The organism is Hydrogenophaga sp. (assembly GCF_051860785.1).
Classification (GTDB): domain Bacteria; phylum Pseudomonadota; class Gammaproteobacteria; order Burkholderiales; family Burkholderiaceae_C; genus Hydrogenophaga.
This window is the reverse complement of sequence record NZ_JBIMLB010000012.1, coordinates 114,195-140,473: the sequence shown is the minus strand read 5'-3', so window position 1 is coordinate 140,473 and position 26,279 is coordinate 114,195. Positions and strand designations below refer to the sequence as shown.

26 protein-coding genes are annotated in these 26,279 nt (G+C 67.2%); 24 read left to right on the top strand and 2 right to left on the bottom strand.

Annotation, left to right across the window (positions count from 1 at the left end; genetic code table 11):
* Positions 1 to 80 precede the first annotated feature (80 nt).
* Positions 81 to 920, bottom strand: coding sequence for an HpcH/HpaI aldolase/citrate lyase family protein (locus ACTIF6_RS16620; protein ID WP_439589042.1), 840 nt, complete (start codon positions 918 to 920; stop codon positions 81 to 83).
* Between the two features lie 54 nt (positions 921 to 974).
* On the opposite strand from ACTIF6_RS16620, the gene ACTIF6_RS16615 reads away from it, so the two are divergent.
* The gene (locus ACTIF6_RS16615; protein WP_439589041.1) at positions 975 to 1,727 is read left to right on the top strand and encodes an NAD(P)H-dependent oxidoreductase; all 753 of its coding nucleotides are present in this window, start codon (positions 975 to 977) and stop codon (positions 1,725 to 1,727) included.
* Between the two features lie 3 nt (positions 1,728 to 1,730).
* Positions 1,731 to 2,612 (top strand): acyl-CoA thioesterase, encoded by an 882-nt coding sequence (locus tag ACTIF6_RS16610; protein WP_439589040.1) that lies wholly within the window; start codon positions 1,731 to 1,733, stop codon positions 2,610 to 2,612.
* Positions 2,613 to 2,634: 22 nt separating this feature from the next.
* Here ACTIF6_RS16610 and ACTIF6_RS16605 read toward each other — a convergent pair whose 3' ends face one another.
* Positions 2,635 to 2,955, bottom strand: coding sequence for a 2Fe-2S iron-sulfur cluster-binding protein (locus tag ACTIF6_RS16605; RefSeq protein WP_439589039.1), 321 nt, complete (start codon positions 2,953 to 2,955; stop codon positions 2,635 to 2,637).
* Between the two features lie 112 nt (positions 2,956 to 3,067).
* On the opposite strand from ACTIF6_RS16605, the gene ACTIF6_RS16600 reads away from it, so the two are divergent.
* The 22 genes from ACTIF6_RS16600 (at position 3,068) to ACTIF6_RS16495 (ending at position 26,278) form a co-directional block, all read left to right on the top strand.
* The gene (locus ACTIF6_RS16600; RefSeq protein ID WP_439589038.1) at positions 3,068 to 4,357 is read left to right on the top strand and encodes an aromatic ring-hydroxylating oxygenase subunit alpha; all 1,290 of its coding nucleotides are present in this window, start codon (positions 3,068 to 3,070) and stop codon (positions 4,355 to 4,357) included.
* Positions 4,357 to 4,848, top strand: a complete 492-nt coding sequence (locus tag ACTIF6_RS16595; RefSeq protein WP_439589037.1) for an aromatic-ring-hydroxylating dioxygenase subunit beta — start codon at positions 4,357 to 4,359, stop codon at positions 4,846 to 4,848. The genes ACTIF6_RS16600 and ACTIF6_RS16595 overlap by 1 nt, the downstream gene beginning before the upstream one ends.
* Positions 4,849 to 4,858: 10 nt before the next feature.
* The gene (locus tag ACTIF6_RS16590; RefSeq protein ID WP_439589036.1) at positions 4,859 to 5,692 is read left to right on the top strand and encodes an enoyl-CoA hydratase/isomerase family protein; all 834 of its coding nucleotides are present in this window, start codon (positions 4,859 to 4,861) and stop codon (positions 5,690 to 5,692) included.
* Positions 5,692 to 6,441, top strand: a complete 750-nt coding sequence (locus tag ACTIF6_RS16585; RefSeq protein ID WP_439589035.1) for an SDR family NAD(P)-dependent oxidoreductase — start codon at positions 5,692 to 5,694, stop codon at positions 6,439 to 6,441. Before ACTIF6_RS16590 ends, ACTIF6_RS16585 begins: the two co-directional genes overlap by 1 nt.
* Positions 6,438 to 7,346 (top strand): alpha/beta hydrolase, encoded by a 909-nt coding sequence (locus ACTIF6_RS16580; protein ID WP_439589034.1) that lies wholly within the window; start codon positions 6,438 to 6,440, stop codon positions 7,344 to 7,346. Before ACTIF6_RS16585 ends, ACTIF6_RS16580 begins: the two co-directional genes overlap by 4 nt.
* Positions 7,347 to 7,357: 11 nt before the next feature.
* On the top strand, positions 7,358 to 8,821 hold the full coding sequence (locus ACTIF6_RS16575) for a hydroxymethylglutaryl-CoA synthase family protein (protein WP_439589033.1): 1,464 nt from the start codon (positions 7,358 to 7,360) through the stop codon (positions 8,819 to 8,821).
* Between the two features lie 11 nt (positions 8,822 to 8,832).
* Positions 8,833 to 10,035, top strand: coding sequence for an acetyl-CoA acetyltransferase (locus ACTIF6_RS16570; protein WP_439589032.1), 1,203 nt, complete (start codon positions 8,833 to 8,835; stop codon positions 10,033 to 10,035).
* Positions 10,036 to 10,037: 2 nt separating this feature from the next.
* Complete coding sequence (locus ACTIF6_RS16565; protein WP_439589031.1) at positions 10,038 to 10,829, top strand: enoyl-CoA hydratase/isomerase family protein; 792 nt, start codon at positions 10,038 to 10,040, stop codon at positions 10,827 to 10,829.
* Positions 10,826 to 11,611: an enoyl-CoA hydratase-related protein gene (locus ACTIF6_RS16560; RefSeq protein ID WP_439589030.1), complete on the top strand. Its 786-nt coding sequence runs from the start codon at positions 10,826 to 10,828 to the stop codon at positions 11,609 to 11,611. The genes ACTIF6_RS16565 and ACTIF6_RS16560 overlap by 4 nt, the downstream gene beginning before the upstream one ends.
* A gap of 2 nt (positions 11,612 to 11,613) precedes the next feature.
* Positions 11,614 to 13,125, top strand: a complete 1,512-nt coding sequence (locus ACTIF6_RS16555) for a 3-hydroxyacyl-CoA dehydrogenase (RefSeq protein WP_439589029.1) — start codon at positions 11,614 to 11,616, stop codon at positions 13,123 to 13,125.
* On the top strand, positions 13,122 to 13,979 hold the full coding sequence (locus ACTIF6_RS16550; RefSeq protein WP_439589028.1) for an FAS1-like dehydratase domain-containing protein: 858 nt from the start codon (positions 13,122 to 13,124) through the stop codon (positions 13,977 to 13,979). Before ACTIF6_RS16555 ends, ACTIF6_RS16550 begins: the two co-directional genes overlap by 4 nt.
* Before the next feature lie 36 nt (positions 13,980 to 14,015).
* A complete protein-coding gene (locus ACTIF6_RS16545) occupies positions 14,016 to 15,332 on the top strand; it encodes a phytoene desaturase family protein (RefSeq protein ID WP_439589027.1) in 1,317 nt (438 codons plus the stop codon).
* A gap of 20 nt (positions 15,333 to 15,352) precedes the next feature.
* Positions 15,353 to 17,023 (top strand): acyl-CoA dehydrogenase family protein, encoded by a 1,671-nt coding sequence (locus ACTIF6_RS16540; protein WP_439589026.1) that lies wholly within the window; start codon positions 15,353 to 15,355, stop codon positions 17,021 to 17,023.
* A 4-nt stretch (positions 17,024 to 17,027) separates the two neighbouring features.
* Positions 17,028 to 18,248 carry a CoA transferase gene (locus ACTIF6_RS16535; RefSeq protein WP_439589025.1) on the top strand — a complete coding sequence of 407 codons (1,221 nt, stop codon included), beginning with the start codon at positions 17,028 to 17,030 and terminating at the stop codon, positions 18,246 to 18,248.
* 40 nt (positions 18,249 to 18,288) lie between these two features.
* Positions 18,289 to 18,903, top strand: a complete 615-nt coding sequence (locus tag ACTIF6_RS16530; RefSeq protein WP_439589024.1) for a TetR/AcrR family transcriptional regulator — start codon at positions 18,289 to 18,291, stop codon at positions 18,901 to 18,903.
* Between the two features lie 286 nt (positions 18,904 to 19,189).
* A complete protein-coding gene (locus ACTIF6_RS16525) occupies positions 19,190 to 20,221 on the top strand; it encodes a TRAP transporter substrate-binding protein (protein WP_439589023.1) in 1,032 nt (343 codons plus the stop codon).
* A 4-nt stretch (positions 20,222 to 20,225) separates the two neighbouring features.
* Complete coding sequence (locus ACTIF6_RS16520) at positions 20,226 to 20,717, top strand: TRAP transporter small permease (RefSeq protein WP_439589022.1); 492 nt, start codon at positions 20,226 to 20,228, stop codon at positions 20,715 to 20,717.
* Position 20,718: 1 nt separating this feature from the next.
* A complete protein-coding gene (locus tag ACTIF6_RS16515) occupies positions 20,719 to 22,026 on the top strand; it encodes a TRAP transporter large permease (RefSeq protein WP_439589021.1) in 1,308 nt (435 codons plus the stop codon).
* Positions 22,023 to 23,069, top strand: a complete 1,047-nt coding sequence (locus ACTIF6_RS16510; RefSeq protein ID WP_439589020.1) for a phosphotransferase family protein — start codon at positions 22,023 to 22,025, stop codon at positions 23,067 to 23,069. Before ACTIF6_RS16515 ends, ACTIF6_RS16510 begins: the two co-directional genes overlap by 4 nt.
* A 31-nt stretch (positions 23,070 to 23,100) precedes the next feature.
* Positions 23,101 to 23,568, top strand: a complete 468-nt coding sequence (locus ACTIF6_RS16505; protein ID WP_439589019.1) for a hypothetical protein — start codon at positions 23,101 to 23,103, stop codon at positions 23,566 to 23,568.
* Positions 23,569 to 23,572: 4 nt separating this feature from the next.
* Entirely contained in the window at positions 23,573 to 24,700 is a 1,128-nt protein-coding gene (locus ACTIF6_RS16500; RefSeq protein WP_439589018.1) for a hypothetical protein, read from the top strand.
* Positions 24,701 to 24,724: 24 nt separating this feature from the next.
* Positions 24,725 to 26,278 (top strand): acyl-CoA synthetase, encoded by a 1,554-nt coding sequence (locus ACTIF6_RS16495; protein ID WP_439589017.1) that lies wholly within the window; start codon positions 24,725 to 24,727, stop codon positions 26,276 to 26,278.
* Position 26,279 lies beyond the last annotated feature (1 nt).

The following is a 26,279-nucleotide window of genomic DNA, read 5'->3' as shown; positions in this document are numbered from 1 at the left end:
GCCGCCGAAGGTGGGTGCATACCAGGCGCGATAGGCCTAGCGGTGTTGGCCCTGGGGCGGGGCATCTTCAAAGAGCCGATTCAAGAGGCAACTTGCAGATAGCTGCGGGCGCGTGCGAGCACGGGCGCATCCACCATGGCGCCTTCGAACTGGAACGCGCCGGCCCGCTGTGCGCTCGCGGCCGCCAGCACGCGCCGCGCCCAGTCGACCTGGGCAGAGGTCGGACCCAGTGCCACGTTCACCGGGTCGACCTGGCTTGGATGGATGCACAGCTTGCCCGTGAAACCGAACCGCCGGCTCCGCTGGGCATCCTGCGCCAGGCGGTCCGGATCGTGGAGGTCGACCGTCACACCGTCCACGGGGCCGGGCAGGCCGGCGCGCCGCGAGGCGGAAACGAATGCGAGTCGCACGGCGTCGAGCTCGCGCTCCTCCGCATCGCATTGCATGCCGAGATCACCCTGGAAATCGAGATGGCCGAAGACCAGGCGCGTCACGGCCGGAGCGCGCGCAATGGTGTCCAGCGCGGCCAGTCCTTCGGCCGACTCCACCAGCGCCAGCAGAGCGGTGTCACCGGTCTGAAGCGCCAGCGCATCAAGCTGCGCGCCCGACTCCGTCTTGGCCAGCATCACGGCGCCCGGGCCGGCGGGCATTTGTCGCGAGAGCCAGGCCACATCGTCGGCGTGCCACGGGCTGCTTGCTGCGTTGATGCGAATGGCGATGCGTGCGCGCGTGGCCTCGTCCAGCTGCTGCCAGTGCCCGTCCAGTGCCGCGCGGGCCTGCGCCTTGGCCGCCGGTGCCACGGCGTCTTCCAGGTCGAGAACCACCATGTGCGCGCCGCATGCCAGGGCCTTGGCCAGCCGTTCCAGCCGGTCGGCTGGCAGAAAGAGGAAGGTGCGTGCAGAGGTGGCGGAATTTTCCATAAATAAACCGTCAGGACGGATTATTATAAGGACCTGACCCAAGAACGGAGTGCGATGAAAATCCTGATTGTCTATGCCCATCCCGAGCCCCTCTCGTTCGGACGCGCGCTGCTGGATCGCTCGGTCGCGACCCTCATGGATTGCGGGCACGAGGTGGTGGTTTCCGACCTGTACGCCATGGGTTTCAACCCCGTGGCCACCGGTGACGATTTCACGCAGCGACGCTTTCCGGATGCCTTGCAGTACGACCGGGAACAGAAACTGTCGTCGCAACGGAACACGTTTTCGCCGGACATCCAGACCGAGCTGGACAAGCTGCTGGCCTGCGATCTGCTGATCCTTCAGTTCCCGCTCTGGTGGTTCTCGGTGCCCGCCATCCTCAAAGGCTGGATTGATCGCGTGTTCGTCAATGGCACCGTCTATGGCGCCGGTGGCATGCGCTTCGATCAGGGCGGTCTCAAGGGGCGCAAGGCCATGCTGGCTCTCACCACGGGGTGCTTTCCCGAGATGATGGAGTCCGACGGGCTGCTGGGTCAGCGCGATGTGATCCTCTGGCACCTTCACCATGGCACTTTCGGCTACAGCGGACTGCAGGTGCTGGAGCCCTTCGTGGGCTGGTCGATCCAGTACACGGACGTCGACAAGCGCAAGGACTACCTGGATGCGTATGAGGCGCGCCTGCGCCACATCGAGCATGAAGACACCATGCCCACGCACACATTGACCGAGTTCGGTCCCGACTGGCGGCTCAAGCCCGGGATCGAGCCTCGAACGGCGGGCCATCGCCGTTCCACTCAGCAAGGGTGATGCATGCCAAGCACGCCCTGGAACGAACTCGACATCCCTCAACTGCTGGCCCTGGACGCGGTGGCGCCGGGCCTCTGGCGCACGCGCCATGGCGACGCCAACCTCAACGGTCGTTCCTACGGTGGCCAGCTCCTCGGACAGGCCATGATGGCGGGCTTGATGGACGTGCCCGCGGGGCGCGAGCCCACCATGATGCAATTCCTCTTCCTGCAAGGCGCGATGCCGCAGGACACCGTGGACCTGCAGGTCACGGAACTGCAGGAAGGCAAGCGGTTCAGTTCAAGGCACGTGCGCGGCAGACAGGACAACGGCCGTCTGGTGCTCGATGCGCAGGTCACCTGCGCCCTGCCGATGGAGTCGCCCACCCACGGCCAGCCCAGCACGGCGCCGGTGGGGGAACGACCCGAGGACCTGGCCACGCTCGACGAGGTCGACCCCGCTCTGATGCGAGGCATCCGGCGCCTGGGCGGCTACTCCGAAGACCGCAAGCCCAGCATCGAATTCCGCATCCCGGATGCCGGTCGACAACTCGCGCCCGATACCATGAACGGGCGCTTCCGCTTCTGGATGCGTGCAGCGCGCCCCGTGCCGGAGGACACGCGCATTCATGCGGCGGTGTTCGCCTACCTATCAGACTGGTGGCTCAATTTCAGCTCGCTGGGTCTGCACCTGCGAGACCTGGGTGAGCGCCGGCTCTACATCTCCAGCCTGAACCACGCGATCTGGCTGCACCGGCCGTTGCGCGTCGATCAGTGGCTCCACGTGGACTGCGTGAGCCCGGCTGGTGCCAGCGGCCGCAGCCTCTCCATGGGCGCGGTGCACGATGTGCAGGGCCGGTCGCTGGCGACCCTCACGCAGGAATGCCTGATGGCCTACGCCGACTGATCCCGAACGACCGGCGGCGGCATCACACCTGCTCTTGTGGCAGATGCACCACCACGCCGTCGAGCTCGGGTGTCATGCGGATCTGGCAGCACAGCCGGCTGTTCTCGCGCAGTTCCGGCACGCCTTCCAGCATGAACACCTCGGTCTCCGAGCGGGCCGGCAACGCCGCTGCCCAGGGCTGGTCCACGTAGCCATGGCAGGTGGCGCAACTGCACGACCCCCCGCAATCGCCCAGGATGCCGGGGACGGCGTTGTCGAGCGCGACCTGCATCAGGCTTTTGTTGAGCGGCGCCTGGACCTGGTAGGTGGCGCCGGCGTGATCGATGAAGACGACGGTGGGCATGCGATGTACTTTCTTTGATGCACGAGACGGCAGAATACGTTGACATAGTCCGTCCCGTCGGACTATTATTGCACCAACGATTCGCTCCAACAACCCTTTCGGGAGACAGCATTTGGAACACAGCGCCACCATCTCGATCGCGCCTTCGAGGTCCTCGTCGGCGCCCGCCTGGGACCACCTCGTGCGGACCGATCAGGTCCATGGCTCGCTTTACACGGACCCCGTGATCTACCAGGAAGAACTGCGCAAGATCTGGTTTCGAACCTGGGTCTACGTGGGCCACGAAAGCGAGATACCCAACGCCAACGACTACGTGATGAAGTCCATCGGCCCCGAGCCGGTGATCATGACGCGCGACAAGACGGGCACCATCCACCTGCTGCACAACCGCTGCGCGCACCGTGGCAACCGCGTGTGCATGAGCGAGCAGGGCAACGCCCGTTCGTTCACCTGCCCTTACCACGGCTGGACCTTTGCGAACGATGGGGACCTCAAGGGCTATCCCTTCCCCTCGGGCTATGAGGGCGTCGATCGTCGCGAGCTGGGCCTGGGCCGTGTGGCGCGCGTGGGCAACTACCGAGGCTTCATCTTCGGGTCCATGGCGGCAGAGGGGCCCACCCTCGGAGAACACCTGGGTGCGGCCGCGGGTGCCATCGATGCGCTGTGCGACACCTCGCCCGAAGGCGAGGTCGAGATCACCGCCGGCTTCCTCAAGCACAAGGTCAAGGCCAACTGGAAGTTCCTGGTGGAGAACGAAACCGATGGCTACCACCCTTCGTTCGTCCACGCGTCCATCTTCGAGGTGGCACAAAGTGGCATCGGTACGCTCTACAGCGCCGAATCTACCGCGGTCTCGCGCGACTTCGGCAACGGGCACACAGAGAACGACCTGCGCCCGGAGTTCCGCAAGCGCGACGTGCCGATGTCCTGGTTCGGCACCACAGCCGACAAGCTGCCTGACTACGTGGAGAAGATGAACGCGGCGCATGGCCAGGAGAAGGCCCGCCAGGTCATGATCGACGGCACGCCGCACATCATGATCTTCCCCAACCTGTTCATCGCGGAGATCCAGATCTTCGTGATCCAGCCGCTCGGGGTGGACGAAACGGTGCAGCACGTGACCGCCCTGCAGTTCAAGGGCGCTCCCGACCTCAACCGCCGCCTGCGCCAGCAGACCATGGGCTCGGTGGGCCCGGCCGGCTTCCTGCTGGCCGACGATGCCGAGATGTACGAGCGCACGCAGATGGGCGTGCAGATGCGCAACCCCGAATGGCTGTACCTCGGCCGCGGCAAGCACCGCGAGCGGCGCGACGAAAACGGCTTCCTGATTGGCGACAACACCGACGAGGTCCCGACCCGTGGCATCTGGCGCCATTACAAATCGATGATGGAGGCCGACTGATGGCCATGACACCCGAACAACGGGAAACGCTCCAGGACGTCACGCAGTTCATCTACCGCGAAGCGCGGCTGCAGGACGAGCACCAGTACGACGAATGGGAAAGCCTGTGGACCGACGACGGCGTCTACTGGGTGCCCGCCAACGGCGACGACATCGATCCGGAGCAGAAGATGTCGATCCTCTACGACAACCGCTCGCGCATCGCCCTGCGCATCCGCCAGTACCACACCGGCAAGCGCTTCAGCCAGACGCCGCAGTCGCGCCTGCGCCGCCTGGTGTCCAACGTGGAGATTCTGTCCGACGAGGGCACTGAACTGCGCGTGGCGGCCAACGCCATGGTGTTCGAATCGCGCACGCGCGGCGACGTGGTCTGGGCATCGCGCAACGAATACACGCTGCGCCGTGAAGGCAGTGGCTTGCGCATCGCCTTCAAGAAGGTGATGCTGGTCAACAACCACACGGCCCTGCACTCCATGGCCTTCCTGATCTGAGGCACACGCCATGAACCCTTCTTCCCCCAACGCCGCACCCGAGGTGCTGATCGCCGAAGGGCCGGCGCTGCTCGAGATCCACGCCGATGGCGTGGCGCACATCCGCCTGAACCGTCCCGAGTCGGCCAACGGCCTGAACATCGAACTGCTCAAGGCGCTGCACGAGGTGGTCATGCAGGTGCATGGCCATGCCCGCGTGCGCGCCGTGCTGATCACCGGCGAGGGCAAGAACTTCTGTGCGGGGGGTGATGTGCACACCTTCCTCTCCAAGGGCGAAGACCTGCCGCACTACATCCGCGTGGCCACCTCGTACCTGCAACTGGTCGCGGCGGGTCTGATGCGGCTGAATCCGCCGGTGGTGTCGGCGGTGCACGGCTTTGCGGCCGGCGGTGGCGGCATGGGGCTGGTGTGTTCGTCCGATTTCGTCATGGCGGCCGAGTCCGCCAGGTTCCTGGCCGGCGCCACGCGCGTGGCCATGGTGCCGGACGCGGGGGTGTCGGTCACGCTCACCCAGCTCGTCGGCCTGCGCCGCGCCACCGAAATCCTGATGCTCAACCCCGTGATCACGGCATCCGAGGCCAAAGAGATGGGTCTCATCACCCGCGTGGTTCCCGACGACCGCCTGGCCGAGGAGGCGCTGGCCCTGGCGCGCCAGCTGGCCGCAGGTGCACCGGCCGCGCTGGCCAACACCAAACGCCTGCTGTGGAGCGGCATTGGCCAGGGCGTGGAAGCCGTGATGCCCGAAGAGAACCAGACCCAGGCCGTGCTCAGCGGCATGGCCGATGCGCGCGAGGGCCTCTCGGCCGTGATCGAGAAGCGCGCACCGCGCTTCGTGGGCCGGTGATGAGCGCGACCGCAGCAAGCCCCCTGGCGGGACGGCGCGCCATCGTCACGGGCGGTGCCAGTGGCATCGGCGCGGCCATCGCACGGCGCCTGGCCGCCGACGGCGCGAGTGTGCTCATTGCCGATCTGCAGGGTGACGCCGCCGCACGCCTGGCCGCCGAGATCGGCGCGACCAGCGTGCAGCTCGACGTGGTCGATTTCGATCGCGTGCAGGCCGTCGTGCGCGAACACGGCCCCTTCCACATCCTGGTCAACAGCGCGGGCGTGGACCAGCATGCCTTCTTCACCAAGACCACCCCCGCCGACTGGCACCGCCTGCTGGCGGTGAACCTGGAGTCGGTGCTGAACACCACCCACGCGGTGCTGCCCGCCATGCAGGCGGCGGGCTACGGTCGCATCGTCAACGTGGCGTCCGAAGCCGGTCGCCTGGGTTCGCGGGGTGGCTCGGTCTACGCGGCTGCCAAGGGCGGGGTCATTGCGTTCACTCGCTCCATCGCGCGCGAGAACGGCCGCAAGGGCATCACGGCCAATGTGGTCGCCCCCGGCCCGATCGACACGCCGCTGCTGCGCAAGGCGGTGGAGCACGCGGGCGAGAAGATCATGGAGGCCATGACCGGTGCCACGCTGGCCGGGCGCCTGGGCACACCCGACGAAGTGGCGGCGGCCGTGGCGTTCCTTGCGTCGGAAGCGGCGGGCTTCGTCACCGGCGAAGTGCTGGGCGTGTCCGGTGGCATGGGGTGTGGGGCATGAACCCGGCCGTGCAAGCCATCGTCGAGCGCGTTGGCCAGACCTATCGCCGCTGGCGCCGTGACACCCCGGTGGCGCAGATGCGCGCCGACTGGGACGCGCTCTTCAGCTCGCGCGCCGATGCGCTCGTCGAGCCGGTGGATGCGAACAGCGTGCCGTGCCAGTGGATCTGCGCACCGGGCGCTCGCGAAAACCGCGTCGTGGTCTATTTCCATGGCGGGGGATTCCAGGTGGGCTCGCTCGCTTCGCACGCGGAGCTCATGGCCTGCATCTCCAGTGCCGCGCAGGCCCGCGTGCTGGGGGTGGACTACCGGCTCGCGCCGGAGCATTGGTACCCCGCAGCCCTGGAAGACGCCCTGGCCGCCTGGCGGTGGCTGCTGGCCCAGGGCATGCGGCCTTCGCAGGTGGCCGTGGCGGGCGACTCCGCCGGTGGTGGACTGGCACTGTCCCTGCTGCTGGCCTTGCAGGCCCGGGGCGAGTCGTTGCCCGTGGCTTGCTGGGGCTTGTCCGCCTGGACCGACCTCACCGTGTCGGGCTCCAGCTACGAGACGCGGGCCGCCCTCGACCCCATTCATCAGCGTCCCATGATCGTCGCGATGGCCCGGAACTACCTGGGCACTGAAGGCGACGCGAAAGACCCCATGGTCTCCCCGCTGCTGGCCTCGCCAGCGCAACTGGGCGCACTGCCGCCGATGCTGCTGCAGGTGGGCGAGCGGGAAACCGTGGTCAGCGACTCGGAAGACTTCGTGGTCAAGGCGCGCTTGGCCGGCGCACGGGCCGAGCTCCAGGTCTGGCCCGGAATGATTCACGTCTTCCAGCAATTTCCCGCCGAACTTCCCGAGGCGCGCGAGGCGCTGGAGGCCGGCGGCCAGTTTCTTGCGGCGCAGTTCGACGCCGCATCCACCTGAGAGAGACCTCCATGATCGGAATCACGGGATTCGGCGGCTACCTGCCGCGCCTGCGACTGTCGCGGCAAGCCGTGGCACAGGCCAACGCGTGGTACACCCCCGGCTTCGCGGGCCGCAAGGGCACGCGCAGCATGACCAACTGGGACGAAGACAGCATCACCATGGCTGTGGCCGCCGCGCGGGACTGCCTGGGTCCGGCTGAAGACCGGCAGCATGTCCGCGCCGTGTTCCTGGCGTCGGACACGCTGCCCTTCGCCGAGAGGCTCAACGCAGGCGTCGTGGCCGGCGCCCTTACGCTGGCCGAAGACATCGAGGCCATCGACATGGGCGGCTCGCAGCGCGCGGCGCTCTCGGCCGTGGCGCAGGCCGTGGCGCGCGTGCAGTCGGGTTCGGGCGACGTGCTCGTTCTCGCCGCCGATGACCGCAGGACGCGCGCGGCCAGCCAGCAGGAGCTGGAGTATGGCGACGCCGCCGCCGCGCTGCTGATCGGCCAGGACAAGGTGCTGGCCGAGTACCTGGGCTCCAGCACACTCTCCGTGGATTTCGTGGACCACTTCCGCGCCAGTGGCGAGGAGGTGGACTACCACTGGGAAGAGCGATGGGTGCGCGACGAGGGCATCGGCAAGCTGATGCCCTGCGCCATTGCCGCGGCGTTGGCTCAGGCCCAGGTCACTGCCGCGCAGGTCGATCACTTCATCTTTCCGTCCAGCTTCGCCAAGATGGATGCGCAGCTCGCGAAGACCTGTGGCGTGCGCGCCGAAGCGGTGGCCGACGCCTTGCTCGACCGCGTGGGCGACAGCGGTCTGCCGCACGGTCTTCTCATGCTTGCGCATGTGCTCGAGCGCGCGCAGCCTGGCCAGGTGATCGTGGTGGCGCAGTTCGGCAGCGGCGCGCAGGCGCTGGTGTTTCGCGTCACCGAGGCCATTGGCTCGTTCCAGCCGGTGCGCGGCGTGGGCCAGTGGCTCGCGCGCGGCGTCGAGGAACGCAGCTACACCAAGTTCCTCGCCTTCAAGGGCCAGCTTCAGCTGGAGCGCGGGATGCGTGGTGAGCAGGACAAGAAGACCGCGCTGTCCACCGCCTGGCGCCACCGCGAGGCGCTGATGGGGCTGGTGGCAGGTCGCTGCGAAGTGACCGGCAGCGTGCATTTCCCGCCGTCGCGCCTGTCGTACGACCAGGGCAAGCCCTTGCAGGACACGCAGAAACCCCACAAGCTCGCCGATCGTCAGGCGCGCATCCTCTCGTGGTCGGCGGAGTACCTCTCCTACCACCCGGCACCACCGCACCACTACGGCCAGATCGACTTCGATGGTGGTGGCCGCATCCTGATGGACTTCACCGACCTCGATGTCGGCGAGGTCGATTCCGGCACGGTGATGGAGATGGTGTTCCGCGTCAAGGACGTGGACGAGCGCCGGGGTTTCACCCGCTATTTCTGGAAAGCCACGCCGGTGCGTGCCGCTTCCACCAACGCTTGAAAGGAACCAGCATGGCCACGGGCATCAAGGACAAGGTCGCCATCCTCGGGATGGGTTGCAGCAAGTTCGGTGAGCGCTGGGACGCCAGTCCCGAAGACCTCATGCTGGAGGCCTACAACGAGGCCATGGCCGACGCGGGCATCTCGCCGGAGCAACTCGACGCGGCCTGGTATTCCACCCACATGGACGATGTGGGAACGGGGCGCGGCGGCACGCCGATGAGCATCGCGCTGCGCCTGCCCAACATCGGCGTCACCCGGGTGGAGAATTTTTGCGCCGGTGGCTCCGAAGCCACGCGCGCTGCGGTGTACGCCGTGGCCGCTGGCGCCTGCGACATCGCGCTGGCGCTCGGCGTGGAGAAACTCAAGGACACCGGCTACGGCGGGCTGCCGATGGCGCAGGTCGGCACCTACATTCCCCAGTGGTACCCGAACGCGGTGGCACCGGCCAACTTTGCACAACTGGCGAGCGCTTACCGCACCAAACACGGCATCGACGCCGCGCTGCTCAAGCGCGCCATCTCGCACGTGTCGATCAAGAGCCACGCCAACGGTGCCAAAAACCCCAAGGCCCACCTGCAGAAGCCGATCACCGAAGAGCAATGCATGAAGGCGCCCACCATCGCGGCGCCGCTGGGGCTGTTCGATTGCTGCGGCGTGTCCGATGGGGCAGCGGCGGTGATCGTCACCACGCCCGAGATCGCGCGTGCGCTCGGCAAGACCGATCTGGTCACTTTCAAGGCGCTGCAACTGGCCGTATCCAATGGCTGGGAACTCCAGTCCAGCGAATGGGATGGCAGCTACGTGCACACCGCGCGCGTCGCCGCGAAGAATGCGTACAGGGAAGCCGGTATCCGCGATCCGCGCAAGGAACTCAGCATGACCGAAGTGCATGACTGCTTCTCCATCACCGAACTGGTGACCATGGAAGACCTGGGTCTGTCCGGCGAAGGCCAGGCGGTGCGCGACGTGCTCGATGGCGTGTTCGACGCCGATGGTGAGGTGCCCTGCCAGATCGACGGCGGCCTCAAGTGCTTCGGCCACCCGGTGGGCGCCAGCGGCATCCGCATGCTCTACGAGATCTACCTGCAACTGCAGGGCCGCGCCGGCCCGCGCCAGCTCGCGGACCCGAAGACCGGGCTGATCCACAACCTCGGTGGTCAACCCTCGCAGAACGTGTGCTCGATCTCCATCGTCGGCCTGGAAGGGGTCTGAGCGTGACGGAGCCTGTCGTCCTGCTCGACCAGCCGTCACCGCACGTGGCGCGGCTGCTCATCAACCGTCCGCAGAAGCGCAACGCGATCGACTTCGACGTGCGCGAGCAGATGACCGTGCACCTGCGCCAACTGCTGGACGACACATCGACGCGCGCCCTGGTGCTCGGCGGCGTGGGCGGGATTTTCTCGGCCGGCGGTGACGTGGACAGCATGCAAGGCCTGGACGAGGCGCAGGCGCGCGCCAGGATGCAGCACATCCACGTCCTCTGCCAGCTGGTGGCCGGCGCGCGGTTCCCGGTGGTCAGCGCCATGGAAGGCATCGCGGCGGGCGCCGTGGTCGGCCTGGCGTTGCTGGGGGACCATGTGGTGGGCGGTCCGGGCACGCGCGTGATGTTTCCCTTCCTGCGCCTGGGCCTGGCGCCCGACTGGGGCCAACTGCTCACGCTGCCGCGCAAGGTCGGCATCGGCAATGCCCGCCGCATCCTCACCCGCGGCGAGGCCGTGGGCGGCGACGAAGCCCTGCGCATCGGCCTGCTCGATGAACTGGTGGCGGACGACGACGTCATGGGCGCTGCCGTGCGCAAGGCCTCCGAACTGGCGCGCCTGCCCCAGGCCGCCTACAGCCGCATGAAGCAGCGCCTCAACAACGTCTCCGGTTCCCTGGCGGAAGAACTGGCGCGCGAGGAAACGGACCAGGCCGTCTGCCTGCTCGGCGACGACTTCCGGGAAGGCTTTGCGGCGTTTCGCGAAAAGCGCGCCCCTGACTTCGTTCGACCGGGAGGTGCCCGATGACGACCGAGACAACCCCGCCCCCGGTGCTGGTGCGCCGCGAAGGTGCGGTGGGCCTGGTGACCCTGAACCGGCCCGAAAAAAGGAATGCGCTGGACCTGACCATGCGCGCCGCGATTGCCGCTGCCGTGGAGGAGCTCGCCCGCGATGGGAGCGTCCGTGTCCTGGTCATCACCGGCAGCGAGACGGTCTTCGCCGCCGGTGCCGACCTCAACCTGCTGGTCGACAAAGGGGCGCAGGACGTCGCCGACATCGATCTCGGCCAGTACTGGGCGCCGGTGGCGAACTGCGGCAAGCCCGTCATTGCGGCGGTCAGCGGCTTCGCGCTCGGTGCGGGCTGCGAACTCGCGCTGATGTGCGATTTCATCGTGGCCGACGAGAGCGCACGATTCGGACAACCGGAGCTGGCCGTGGGCATCATGCCGGGCGCTGGTGGCACGCAGCGGCTGGTGCGCAGCCTGGGCAAGCAGGTGGCGGGCCTGATGCTGCTCGCGGGCGAGCAGATCACCGGCACGCGTGCGTTCCAGCTGGGCCTGGTGGCCGACCTGGCGGATCCTGGCCAGACGCTGCTGCGCGCGATGGAGCTGGCGAAGAAAGTGGCTCGCATGCCGCCCAAGGCCGTGGCGGCCACGCGGCGCACCTTGCGCCAGGGTGCCGACCTGCCGCTGGACGCTGCGCTGGCGCTGGAGAACCGCGAGTTCCTGCTGCTGTTCGACACCGCCGACAAGACCGAAGGCATGCGCGCCTTCCTGGACAAACGCAAGCCCGAATTCAAGGGATCCTGAGCATGGCGGAGAAGATCACCATCGGCGTCGTGGGCGCCGGCACCATGGGGCGCGGCATCGTGCAGCTGTTCGCGCAAGCCGGTCATGCCGTGCGCTGCTTCGACGCGCAGGCTGGTGCGGCCGAAGCGGCGGTGCAACATGTCGTGGGCATGCTTCAGCGCAACGTGGAGAAGGGCCGGCTGGCTGCCGACGCCTTCAACCGCATTCGCTCCAATATCAGCGTGGCCCCGGACCTGCCGGCGTTGGCCGGTTGTGGCGTCGTGATCGAAGCGATCGTCGAAGACCTGGGCGTCAAGCGCGAGCTGTTCCGCAGCCTGGAGGCCATCCTGAGCGAGGAAGCCGTGCTGGCCACCAACACGTCTTCGCTCACGGTGTCCGAGATCGCTGCAGGCTGTGCGAGGCCGGGGCGCGTGGCCGGCCTGCACTTCTTCAACCCGGTGCCTTTGATGAAGGTCGCCGAGGTCATTGCGGCCGTTCGCACCGAGCCCGCCACCGTCCGTTTGCTGCAGACCCTGACCGAGGGCGCGGGCCACCGCGCGGTGGTGACGGCCGACCAGCCCGGTTTCCTGGTGAACCACGCGGGCCGCGGCCTCTACACCGAAGGCCTGCGCGTGGTCGAAGAGCAGGTGGCCACGCCCGCCGACGTGGACGACGTGCTGCGCGAGGGCATGGGCTTTCGCATGGGCCCGTTCGAACTGCTCGACCTCACTGGCCTGGACGTGTCGTCCCGGGTGATGGCCTCCATCTACGAACAGTTCCAGCAGGAGCCGCGCTTTCGTCCTTCCGCGCTGGTGCCACCGCGTGTGGCGGCCGGCCTGTTCGGACGCAAGAGCGGCGAGGGCTGGTACCGCTACGACGCTGGCCAACAGCAAAGACCAGCGGCACGCCCGGTGCCGGCGCTGCCCGCAGGCTTGCGCGTGTGGGTGGACCCGCAGGCCGAGCATGCCGAAGGGCTGAAGGCCCTGGCCACCGGTGGGGGCCTGGTGCTGGTCCCGCAGGATGCGGATGCCGATCTTTGCATCGTGCAGCCATGGGGCATGGACGCTACCACCACCGCGCTCCAGCTCGGCCTGGACCCGGCCAGGACGGTGGCCATGGACCCGCTCACGCCGTTTGGGCTGCGCCGCACGCTGATGCTCACCTCGGTGACGGCGGTGGCCGTCCGCGACGCCGCGCACGGCCTGCTCGCCAGCGATGGCGTGGCGGTGACGGTGATCAACGACTCGGGCGGCTTCATCGCGCAGCGTGTGATGGCGACCATCGTCAACATCGCCGCCAACATCGCCCAGCGCGGCATCGCCAGCGTGGCCGATCTCGAGGACGCGGTGAAGCTGGGCCTGGGCTATCCACACGGGCCACTGGCCTGGGGAGACCTCATCGGGCCTGCACGCATCCTGGCGATCCTGCGCGCCCAGCAGGACGCCACCGGCGACCCACGCTACCGCCCCAGCCCCTGGCTGGTGCGCCGTGTTGCGCTGGGGCAGGCGCTGGTCGTGCCGGAGGCCGTGCGATGAGCGACGGCGTCACCATCGACCTCGACCACCTGCGGCAGTGGGTGGGCCGCTCGGCGACGCAGGAGCAGCACCTGGAGCCGTTTGCGGCGCGTGCCCTGGCGGGTCTGCTCGATCGCACCGATGCGCCCGGCGAGGGCGACGCGCTGCCGTTGCTGTGGCACTGGCTCTATTTCCTGGAAGCACCGAGCCGCGCCGGCACCGGCGTGGATGGCCATCCGAAGCGCGGTGGCTTCCTGCCGCCGGTCCCGTTGCCGCGCCGCATGTGGGCCGCGGGCGAACTCACGCTGCACCGGCCGCTGCGCCTGGGTCGCAGCGCGCGAAAGACATCCACCGTGCGCAGCGTGGACCTCAAGCAGGGCAAGGCCGGCGCGCTGGTGTTCGTGACGGTGGCGCACGAGCTGGCACAGGACGACCGTGCCTGCATCAGCGAGCTGCAGCACATCGTCTACCGCGAGGCGCCTGCCGCACCTGCGCCGCTGCCGCCGGGCGAGACCGCGCCCACGGCGGCCGAATGGTCGCGCGAACTGTTGCCTGACACCCCCCTGCTGTTCCGCTACTCCGCGCTCACCTACAACGGACACCGCATCCACTACGACCGCGACTACGCCACGCAGGTGGAGTTCTATCCCGGGCTGGTCGTGCACGGCCCGCTGCTGGCCACGTTGCTGCTCGACCTGGCCGCGCGCGAGAAAGCCGATGCGGCCGTGGCGCACTTCAGCTTCCGTGCACAGCGGCCCGCCTTTGACACCGATGCACTGCGTCTGTGTGGCCGCCCCGATGACGGCGGCGCCGCGCTCTGGACGGCCGACCCGAGCGGTGCCATCGGCATGACGGCGCAACTGCGCTGGCGCTGAGCCCAACCCATTCAACAGAACGCAACAGGAGACAAGATGACCCAAACCCACTACGACGCGATCGTCATCGGTGCCGGCGCCGGTGGCATGAGCGCTGCGGCCCACCTGGTGGCCGCCGGGCGCAAGGTGCTGCTGGTGGAATCGCTGGATCGCCTCGGTGGTCGCGCGTCCAGCGAAGAGATCGACGGCTTCATCGTCAACCGCGGCGCCATCGCGATCGAGCGCGGCAGCGGTTTCGAACAGACCTTCGACCTGCTGGGGGTGCCACTGGACGTGCGCGAGCCGCAGCCCGCCACCGTGTTCCGCATCGACGGCAAGATCATCGACCCCAGCAAGGGCGGCGGCTGGAACCTCATCCTCGGTGGGCTGACCAAGGCCGCCGCGAAGATCGGTGCGAGCTTCGGCGATGTGCGCAAGGGCAACGCCGAGCTGCCCGAGGAAACGCTGAGCACCGAGGACTGGCTGAAGAAGTTCACCAAGAACGCAACGGTGCACCGCCTGTTCCGCAACTTCTGCGCCGCCATCTGGGCCGCCAACGCGGACGAGCTGCCCGCGCGCGCCTTCCTCACCTACTTCGCTTTCAAGGGCGCCTTCAAGCGCTTCGGCTTCTGCCCGCGCGGCACCCTCGGTCTGTGGAACGACCTGGGCGCCGGCATCCGCGCCAAGGGCGGCGAGATCTGGCTCGACACGCCGGTGAGCAAGATCCACGTGGCCGATGGTCGCGCGACCGGGGTGGATGTGGTGCGCAACGGCGTTACGCAGCGCATCGACGCGCGCGTGGTGATCAGCAACGTCGGCCCGTCGGCCACCATCAAACTCGCGGGTGAGGACGCCCTGGGCGAGGCTTACGTGGCGAAGGCGCGCAAGGTGCTGCGCCCGGCCGCGAACATCGTGGTCAACTTCGCCACGCAACAGCGTCTGATCGACCAGCCCGGCCTCATCACCTTCGCCAACACCGAGCGTCTGTGCAACCTGGGCGAACTCACGGCCACCTGCCCCGAGATGGCACCGGCCGGCTGGTACCTGTACGTGGCCTACGTGGTGCCCAAGCCCGCGCTGAGCGATTTTGACGAGAAGGCCGAAACCGAGCTGGGCCTGCAGGATTTGCGCAACGAGTTCCCGGGGTTCGCCGAGGCAAAGATCCTCTCCATCCGCGTGATGCGCGACGAGTGGCCCGCCCAGCGCTCCTGCGCCGGCTACGACATGCCGCAGGAAACGCCGCTGCCCAACCTGTGGAACGTGGGCGACGCGGTGAAAGACTACGGCGGTGGTGGCACGCAGGCCTGCGTGGACACGGGCCGCGAAGCCGCGCACATGGCCCTGAGCGTGCTTGGCGTGGGCAAGGTGGCTTGATGTCCGACATGGCCGAACCCATGCAACAAGAACTCGCGAATGCGTCTGCCGTTCTGGCGCGTGTGCGCGCTCTGTTCGATGCCAGCGTGCTGGCGCTCGCGCAACGCTGCCAGGAAGGCGGGCGCCTGAACGCCAAGCGCCTGGACGAGCAGCAGGTGGCCAGCTTCGAGATGGCCTGGGCCGGTGCGGAGTTGCTGGCTGCCGAGACCGCCATCGCCGCGCTCACACCGGCCAGCGTTCCGCTGGACGCGCGCCTGGCGCTGGTCTTCACCGTGGACGCGGTGGTGGCGCTGCTTGATCGCCTGGACGTGATGCTGGCCGATACCGGGCAGGACCCGGCCGCTGTCGATGCGCTGCGCACTCTGCCCGCGTGGCGCGCGCTGCGCCAGGCCGCGGGCGGCAGCGAGGCCCTGCGGGCCGCGGGCCGCGGCGTGATCGACGCGCAAGGCATCGTGGGCGAGGTGGCGCTGGACGAGCAGCACGCCATGGCACAGGACGCCTTCCGCCGCTTCGCGCAGGAGGTCGTCGCGCCGCAAGCCGAGGCCATTCACCGCCACGATCTCACCGTGCCCGAATCCCTGTTGCAGCCCATGCGCGAGATGGGCGTGTTCGGCCTGGCCATTCCCGAAGAACATGGCGGCAGCGCCCCCAACGACCACGACGACACGCTGCTGATGGTGGTGGTCACCGAGGCCTTGTCCGAAGGTTCGCTGGCCGCTGCCGGCAGTTTGATCACGCGCCCCGAAATTCTTACCCGCGCGCTGCTGGCGGGCGGCACCGACGAACAGAAGCACCACTGGCTGCCGCGCCTGGCCTCCGGCGATTCGCTGTGCGCCATCGCCATGACCGAGCCCGACTACGGCTCCGACCTCGCGGCGTGCGTGCTCAAGGGCACACGCGTGCCCGGTGGCTGGGTACTCAACGGTGCCAAGACCTGGTGCACCTTTGCGGGCAAGGCCAGCGTGCTGATGGTGGTGACGCGCACCGACCCTGACCGCTCGCTGGGCCACAAGGGTCTGTCCGTGTTGCTGGCCGAGAAACCGTCCTTCGACACGCACGAATTCGAGGTGGTGCAGGACGGTGGCGGCAAGCTCAGCGGCCGCGCCATCCCCACCATCGGCTACCGCGGCATGCACTCCTTCGATCTGGCCTTCCAGGACTACTTTGTGCCCGACGCGAACGTGGTCGGTGGCGAAGCGGGACTGGGCAAGGGCTTCTACTACACGCTGGCCGGCATGGTCGGTGGGCGCATGCAGACATCCGCCCGCGCCTGTGGCGTCATGCGCGCAGCGCTGCGCGCCGCGGTGCGCTACACACAGGACCGCAAGGTGTTCGGCGCGCCGCTCGCCGACCTGGCCCTCACGCAGGCCAAGATCGCGCGCATGGCCGCGCGCCACGCCGCGTGCCGGCGCCTCGCGTACACCGTGGCCGGCATCGTCGACAGCGGCAATGGCCGCATGGAGGCCAGCCTGGTCAAGCTGCTGGCCTGCCGCTCGGCCGAAATCATCACCCGCGAAGCCCTGCAATTGCACGGTGGCATGGGCTACGCAGAAGAGACCCCCGTAAGCCGCTACTTCGTGGATGCGCGCGTGCTCTCGATTTTCGAGGGCGCTGAGGAGACGCTCGCGCTCAAGGTGATCGCGCGCAGCCTGATGGAGCGCGCCATGGGTGTCCAGCAGGCGGGAGAATGACGGCATGAGCAAAGGCATCCTGTCAGGCATGCGCGTGATCGAGGCATCCGCCTTCGTGGCCGCGCCGCTGGGCGGCATGACGCTGGCGCAGATGGGCGCGGACGTGATCCGCATCGACCCGCTCGGCGGTGGGCTCGACCACCGCCGCTGGCCCGTGACGGCGGACAACACCAGCCTGTTCTGGTGCGGTCTGAACAAATCCAAGCGTTCCGTGGCGCTGGACCTGGCCTCGGCCGAAGGGCGCGAACTGGCGATGGCGCTGATCACCGCACCGGGCGAGGACGCCGGCCTGTTCCTGACCAATTTCCCGCCGCGCGGCTGGCTCGACCATGACAAGCTCAGAGCACGGCGCGAAGACCTCATCCAGCTCACCGTACAGGGTGACCGGCACGGCGGCTCGGCGGTGGATTACACCATCAACTCACGCGTCGGCATCCCGTACATCACGGGCGACGAACGCGGTGCAGCCACCAACGAGGCCGTCAATCACGTGTTGCCCGCCTGGGACCTCATCACGGGCCAGATGGTGGCGGTTGGCCTGCTGGCGGCCGAACGTCACCGCCTGAAGACCGGTCAGGGCCAGCATGTGAAGCTCGCGCTCGAGGACGTGGCGCTGGCGGCTGTGAGCCACCTGGGCCTGATCGCCGAAGCCCAGCTCGGCCAGCAACGCGAACGCCACGGCAACGAGCTGTTCGGCGCTTTCGGCCGCGACTTCAAGACAGCGGACGGCGAGCGCGTGATCGTTGTCGGCCTGACCCTCAAGCAATGGCAGGCCCTGTGCGATGCCATGGGCCTGAACGAGGCCGTCAGTGCGCTGGGTGAACGCCTGGGACTGGACCTGAACCTGGAAGGTGACCGCTTCAGGGCGCGCAAGGAGCTGGGTGCGATGGTGGAGGGCTGGATGGCTCGCCACACTTATGTGGAAGTCGCTGCGTCGTTGACGAAGCAGGGGGCCTGTTGGGGCAGGTACCAGACGCTCGCGGAGCTGGTGACGCAGGACGAAGCCTGCTCAGTGGCCAATCCCATGTTCGGTCTGATCGATCAGCCGGGTGCCGGGAAGTACCTGGCGGCGGGGCTGCCACTGAATTTCTCGGGCTTGGAGCGGGTGCCGGTGGGCGTGGCCCCGACGTTGGGACAACACACCGCCGAGGTGCTGTCGGAGATTCTGGGTATCACGCAGGCCCAGTATGGCGGGATGGTCGATCGAGGTCTGGCTGCGCGGTAGTTGCGTCAGAATACCCAGCTCAATACCTGAGCGGAACACGATGGCCAGATCGCTTGCAAGCAACCACGACGACAAACGCCAAAAGATCCTGGAGGAAGCAGCCGTCCTTTTCGCCAGCGCGGGTTTCGAAAGCGCCCGGCTGCAGGACGTTGCGGCGGCATGCAACACGTCCAAGTCGGCCCTCTACCACTACTTCCCCCGCAAGGAAGACCTGCTGTACGTGATGATCAGCGAGCACATCATGAGCGCGGTGCGTGAGCTGGAGGCGATCGCGCGCGGGCCGGGGGCGCCGAAGGAGCGGTTGACGCAGTTTGTTCGCGCGATGGTGAAGCGTGCCATCGACAAGCGGCATGAGCACATGGTGTTGACCCATGACCTGAAATTTCTCCCGACGCTGCAGCAGCAGGAGATCAAACTGGCGCAGGCGCAGGCGCTGGACTTCGTGGTGGAACTCCTGAGGGAGATCAATCCACCTCTCATGCGGCGCCGCCGTGAGCGGGCGGCCTACGCCCTGTTCCTCTACGGCTCGATGATTTCGACAGCCACCTGGTTCCGCAAGAAGGGTGGCATGACGCCGCATGAGTTGGCCGATCGGATGACGGAGCTGTTTCTCAACGGCTTTGACGGCGGTGACCATCCGCCGGGCTACAGATAGCACTGCACACGCGCTTCGGGTGACAGCCTGAGCTGGCCGCCGCCGTCCATGTGCCGGCGGTGGCGGGCTTTTGCGCCTCTCCCATGTGGATCGGTTGCGGCAAAAACCACCATATGAGTCGGTTTTGTAACGGGTGGGGTGTGTGCGAAATCTGCCACGCACGAGGACGTAAGGGGAAATCCCTAGATATTTTCCAGACACCGTTCTTTGTTAAACCGTCCCGTCGGTCTATTATACGGTCTGCCATCCGATGATCATTCCCGTCAACCCAACCCAGGAGACAAGCATGCGCATATCCCTCCACAGGCTCACCGCAGCCCTGGCTCTTGCCAGTGCCTTCGCCGCTGGCGCACCCGCCATGGCCCAGACCACCGTTGTGAAGTACTCCAACTGGCTGCCCGCAGGCCAGGCCATGCGCGTCGAGGTGATCGAGCCATGGATCACCGAGGTTGAGAAGGTCACGGCCGGCCGCGTGAAGATCGACACCTTGCCCAAAGTGGTGGGCACGCTGCCCGCGCAGTTCGATGTGGCGCGCGATGGACAGGCCGATCTCGTGGTCTTCATTCCGGGCTACACACCCAACCGCTTCGACATCCTTGAAGCGCTGCAGATGCCCTTCGTGAGCGACAACCCCGAAGTGCTTGCACCGATTGCCGACCGCTTCTTCCGCAAGCACCTCGCCAGCTACGGCGAGTTCAAGGGTGTGCATCCACTGTCGGTGTACGTCGTGTCGCCAGGCCAGATCTTCAACAACAAGCGCCCGCTGCGCAGCATCGCCGATTTCAAGGGTCTGAAGTTGCGCAGCCCGCAGCCCAGCGCCACGCAGGCGCTGTCGCTGCTGGGCGCGGTGCCAGTGAGCAAGCCCGTGAGCGAAACCTACGAGCTGATGTCCTCCGGGGTGCTCGATGGCACGCTGATGCCGCCCGAGTCCATCCCTGCCTTCAAGCTCAACGACCTGGTGCCTTACTCGACCATCGTGCCGGGCGCGATCTACAACACCGTGCTGGTGTTCGGCATCAACGAAGCCAAGTGGAACTCGATCAGTGCCGTCGACCGCGAAGCGATCACGAAGATCAGCGGCGACGTGTTCGCGGCCAAGATCGGTGCCGCCTATGCCAAGGGCGACCGCGCCGCGTTCGACGGCCTGAAGGCCGCCGGCAAAAGCGTGGAGATCGCCCCGCCCGCACTGGTCGCCGAGATGAAGAAGGTGATCGCGCCGGTCGAGAAAGACTGGATCGAGAAGGCGAAGAAAAAGGGCGTGGCCGATCCGCAGAAGCTGCTGGACCAGCTGCGCGCCGACGTGGCCGCCGGAAAGTAAACGCATGGTTCAAGCAACACCGGGCCGCATCGAGCGCGCTCTGACGTACCTGGGCACCCTGAGCCTGCTGGCGCTGATGGCCATCGTGTTTGTTGATGTGCTGGGGCGCAACCTCTTCAACAGCCCGCTGCTGTGGGGAACGGAACTGGCCGAGGTGTTGCTTGCCGTGATGGTCTTTGTCTTCTACCCCGTGCTGGCGCGGCGCGGTGGCCACATCGTGGTCGACCTGATTCCGGTGCCGCGCGCCACGCGGGTGGCGCAGCGTGTGCTGGCGGGTGGTGTGGGCGCGGCCCTGTTCGGCATCGTGGCCTTGTGTTGTGGGCGTCAGGCGCTGCGCTCGGCGGAATACGGCGATGCGTCGGCCATCCTCGGGCTGCCCACAGCCTGGGTGCTATGGGGCATGACGGCGCTGGCGGGCCTGAGCGCGCTGGTGTTCGTGGGCCAGGCCCTGGGTATGTTGGGTGAGTCGGCCGCCCCCGGTGGCCACGGAGATTGAAATGCTCGCGGTGTCCCTGGGTTTTCTGATCGCCTTCGCGCTGATCTTTCTGCAGGTGCCGATCGCCACTGCGCTCGGCCTCGTGGGCTTTGGTGGCGTGGTGGTGCTCAACGGCTGGACGCCCGGGCTCAGCATGGTAGCCACGATCACGCGCGACAGCACGCTGGTCTACACGCTGATCGTGCTGCCGCTCTTCGTGTTGATGGGCAACCTGGTAGCCGGCGCCGGCATCTCGGGCGACCTGTTCCGGGCCGCGCAGGCCATGATCGGCCGCCGCCGCGGCGGTGTGGCCATGGCGACGGTGGCCGCGTGCGGCGCCTTCGGTGCCATCTGTGGCTCCAGCGTTGCCACCGCGGCCACGATGGGCAAGGTCGCGATCCCCGAGATGCGCCGCCTGGGCTATGGCGACAAGCTGGCCAGCGCCGCGGTGGCCGCGGGCGGGACGCTGGGCATCCTGATTCCGCCCTCGGTGATCATGGTCGTCTATGGGGTGGCCACGCAAACGCACATCGGCAAGCTGTTCGCGGCCGGCATCGTGCCGGGTTTGATTGCGGTGGTGGGCTACATGCTCGCGGTGCGCTACATGGTCTGGCGCGATCCATCGCAGGCGCCACGCAATACCGAACGCGTGAAGATGGATGGCCGCTCGCTGCTGCGAACGCTGTGGCCGGTGGCGGCGATCTTCGGCATCGTGATGGGCGGCATCTACGGCGGCCTGTTCACCTCGGTCGAGGCGTCCGGCATCGGTGCCGCCGCCGCACTGCTGTTCGCGCTCACGCGCCACAACCTCAGCCTCGCGCAGATCCGCGAGATCTTCGCGGACAGCGCACGCACCTCCGCCATGATGTTTGCCATCATCCTGGGCGCAGCGCTGTTCGGTGAGTTCGTCAACATCACCGGCGTGCACGAAGGCCTGCTCGCCATGGTGCAGGGCAGCGGTCTCTCGCCCTTCGGTGTGATCCTGGTGATGATCGCGATCTACCTGGTGCTCGGCTGTGTGCTCGAGAGCCTGTCCATGATCCTGCTCACGGTGCCTATCTTCTTTCCCATCGTCGTGGCGCTCGGCTTCGACCCGGTGTGGTTCGGCATCCTGATCGTGGTCGTGGTCGAGATCGGTCTCATCACCCCCCCCATCGGTGTCAACCTGTTCGTGATCCGGTCGGTGACGCCGGACATTCCCATGGGGGCCATCGTGCGCGGCGTGTTGCCGTTCATCACGGCCGATCTCGTCCGGGTGCTGCTGATCGCCGCCGTGCCGGCCCTGAGCCTGTGGCTGCCCAACCTTCTGTTCAAAAGTGCTGGCGGATGACCGAAGCGTGCATCGATCTGTCGGCGGAGCACTTGAGCCGCCGCCTCTCGCCCTTTCTCTCGGCAACCTTGAAACGGCCCCTGCGCCTGGATGGCTGGCGCCGTTTTGCGGCCGGCTTCTCCTGGATCACCATCGGCTTCCAGGCCACACCGCAGGAGGGCGGTGATCCGCTCGAACTCATCCTGCGCATCGGTGATCCGCAGGGTCTGCTCGCGCCCTACCGGGCCGAGCCCGAGTACCGTGCCATGGAGGCGCTGCAGAGCCTGGCCGCGCTGCCGGTTCCGCATGTATTCGGTTTCAGCGACGACCCCGGCGTGATCGGCGCACCCTTTCTCATCAGCGGCCGCGTGGAGGGCGACACGCCCATGCCCTGGAAGGGCGAGGCCGAAGCGCGTGGCGAGGCGCAGAACGCCAGCCTGGGCGACGACTTCGCCGATGGCCTCGCTGCACTGCATGCGGTGGACTGGACGCAGACTGGCCTGCACCGCCTGTGGGGTGATGTGGACCGCGGCACGGTGGCGCACGAACAGATCGACTTCTGGTGGCGCCACGCTGGTTTTGCCGACGAAGCCTCGCAAGCGCCGCCGCAGATGCACCATGCCATGCGCTGGCTGCGCCGGCATGCACCAGCGGCTCCGCGTGTGACCATCGTGCACGGCGACTACCGCGTCGGCAACTTCCTGCAGGTGGACGGTCGCATCACGGCCGTGCTGGACTGGGAACTGGTGCACCCGGGTGACCCGCACGAGGACCTGGCGTGGGCAGCGTTGCGCGTCTTCTCGGGTGGCACGGGCCGCGTGGGGGGCATCATGGAACGCGAAGCCTTCTTCGAGCGCTACGCGCAGCAGGCGGGCTTCATGCCTGATGCGGATGTGCTGCGCTACTACGAAGTGCTGGGTCTGTTCAAGAGTGCGTCGATGTTGCTCGGCGCAGCGCAGCGTGTGGAAAGTGGGCGAGGGCGCGATGTGCGCATGGCCTCCATGGGCTTCCAGGTGACCTCCACCCTGCTGGAACTGAATCGCCTGATGACGGAGGCTGCATGAACACCGCCGTGCAGGGCTCGGAGGCTTTCGAATGAACACGGACCTGGCCAAGCTGATCGAAGCCCTGCGCCGCGCACTCAACGACGCGGTCGCACCCGAGCTGAGCAGCGACCACGCGCGCGGGCAACTGGCTGCCGTGCACGACATCCTGGGCAAACTGGCCGGCATGACGGTGTGGGACCCGCGGGCCCTGGAAGCGCAAGCCCAGGCCTTGCGTGAGGGTCATGAACGCTTTGCCGCGCATGCCGCGCAAGCCGGCCTGACCGTGCCCGCTGCGGACAACGCCGGCACCGATCTGACCAGCGAAGAAGCCCGCAATCGCCAACTCACCGACTGGCTCGACCAGCAGGAGCCCCATGTGCCTGCGCCGCTCGCGGCCGAGCTCGATGCCATCCTGCGCCAGGCCCTGCGCGAGCAACTGCGGATCGAGCGCAAGCGCATCCCGCTGACCGACTTCAGTGCCATGACCTCCGGCGCATCCCAAGACAGGAAGGACTGAACCCATGCTGACTCCCCAAGACGACCTGCCCGGCCACCAGACGTCCGGCACCTTTGCACAAGCCGGCAGCGGCGACCCCCGTTTCACCGAACGCTGGTGGTACACCGCACACCCGATCGATGGCAGCCCGCTGCTGCTCGACATCGGCTTCGGCTACTACCCCAACCGCGGCGTGATGGACGCCTTCGCGGGCGTCACCGTGGGCCGTGCGCAGCACAACTTCCGTGCCTCGCGGCAACTGGGCAACAACCCGCTGGACCTGGACGTCGGTCCGTTGAGCCTGGACATCGAGCCCAGGAAAGGCCTGCACCACCTGCGCTTGCGAGACAACGCTTCGGGCGTTTCCTTCGAGCTCGCGTTCGAGGCCTGGCTGCCCGCTGCGCAGGAAAAACAAAGCCGGCGTGAGCGCGATGGTGTGCTGGAGGAAGACCTCGCGCGCGTCACGCAGTTTGGCCGCTGGCGCGGCTGGCTGATCGTGGACGGCCAGCGCCATGAACTCACGCCCGCCACCTGGTGGGGCCAGCGAGACCGCTCATGGGGCGTGCGCTCCGAGATGCGCACCGATTGGGCTGCACCGCCCATGCAGACGCACAAGAAGTTCTTCTGGACCTGGACCATGCTGCAGACCGAGAGCGTGGGTGTTTGCATGTTCCTCAAGGAGCGCGAACCGGGCAAGCCTTTCTACCTCTCAGGCGCGGCCTTCGAGCGTCAGGCCAACGGCAGCGTGCTGCAACGCGACATCACAGGCGTCGAGCACGAGCTGCAATGGGCCGATGACCCCCTGGGCCAGACCCTGGCGGGCGGCGAACTGCGCCTGAGCTTCGAGGATGGTGCGCCGCGCGTGCTGCGCCTGGAGCCCCTGCCCACGCGCTTCTACCTCAAGGGCGGTCTCTATGGCGGTTTTGGTGGCTGGAACCACGGTGACGACAAAGGCGCTTACGCCGAAGGGCACGACGTATGGGACCTGGACGACCCGCTCACGCGCGAACGCGCCCGCACCCTGGGCGATCACGTGCTGCGTGTGCACACCGATGGACCGAAAGGCAGCGAAAGCGGCATCGGCATCAGCGAGTACGGCGTGGCCGCGGGCTATCCCCGTTATCCTTCGCCGCAAAAACACCCGGCGCTGTAAAGTCGGAAGTGCGAGGCGATTTCCATGCAATTGACGCAGACACTCACGCGGGCGGTGCAGACCCGGCACCGCCACACCGCCACCATTTACCAGAACCGCCAGCGCACATGGGCCGAGGTGGGCGAACGCGTACCGCGCCTGGCCGCTGGCCTGCGCAGCCTGGGTCTGCAGCCCGGTGACCGCCTGGCCGTGCTGGCCTTCAACAGCGACAACTACATCGAACTGTTCTTCGCCGCCGCCTGGGCCAACCTGGTGATCGTGCCGCTGAACACGCGCTGGGCCATTCCGGAGAACATCTACAGCTTGAAGGACGCGGGCTGTGCCGGCCTGGTGCTGGACGATGACTTTGCGCCCCAGGCCGGCGACCTGCTCAAGGGGCACACCATGGCGCACGTGGTTCACATGGGCGATCAGCCCGCGCCCAGGGGAATGCACAGCTACGAAGTGCTGATCGCACAGACGCCCCCGATGGCCGACGAGTGTGGCTGCGACGATGCGCTGTGCGGCATCTACTACACGGGCGGCACCACGGGTCACCCCAAGGGTGTGATGCTCTCGCACAAGAACTTCATCGCGGCCTCCATCAACTGGATCGCGACGCTGCACTTCTCGGATCAGACCAACTACATGCACTCGGCCGGTCTGTTCCACCTGGCCGGTGCCTCTCCAGCGTTCGCGCTCACGCTGGCCGGTGGCACGCACGTGTGTCTGCCGAAGTTCGAGGCCGTGCTGGCCTTCGAGGCGATCCAGAAGCACAAGGTCAACTACGTGCTGTTCGTGCCGACCATGATCAACATGATGTTGAACCACCCGGATTTCGACCGCTACGACCTCACGAGCGTGCGCTACTGCGAGTACGGCGCCTCGCCGATTCCCGACGCTGTGCTGGCGAGGGCGATCGAGAAGCTGCCGAGCTGGGAGTTCATTCAGGGCTATGGCATGACGGAGACCGCCGCGCTCACGGTGAGCCTGCCCTGGCGCTTCCATTTCGACGGTGACCACGGCCCGCACAAGCGCCTTGCCGCGGGGCGCGCTGCGTACGGCGTGGATGTGAGGATCGTCGACCCGGATGGCCAGGAGCTGCCGCGTGGCACACCGGGCGAGATCGCGGTGCGAGGGGCGCAGGTGATGCTGGGCTACTGGAACAAACCCGAGGCGACTGCGGCTGCCATCCGGAACGGCTGGATGCACACGGGCGACGGCGCCTGGATGGACGAGGAAGGCTTCATCTACATCGTTGACCGCGTGAAGGACATGATCATCAGCGGCGGCGAGAACATCTACTCGCGCGAGGTGGAGAACGCGGTACACGCGCACCCTGCGGTTCGCGAGTGTGCCGTGATCGGTGTGCCCGACGAGAAATGGGGCGAGGCCGTGCTCGCGGTGGTCACCCTGAAAACCGGCTCGCATGTCACGGCCGAGGACATCATCGCGCACTGCCACCAGCTGATCGCGAACTACAAGTGCCCGCGGCGCGTCGAATTTCGCGACGAATTGCCACTGTCCGGTGCCGGGAAAATCATGAAGAACGTGCTGCGCGAACCCTACTGGCAGGGCAAGCAGCGCTCGGTGAATTGAC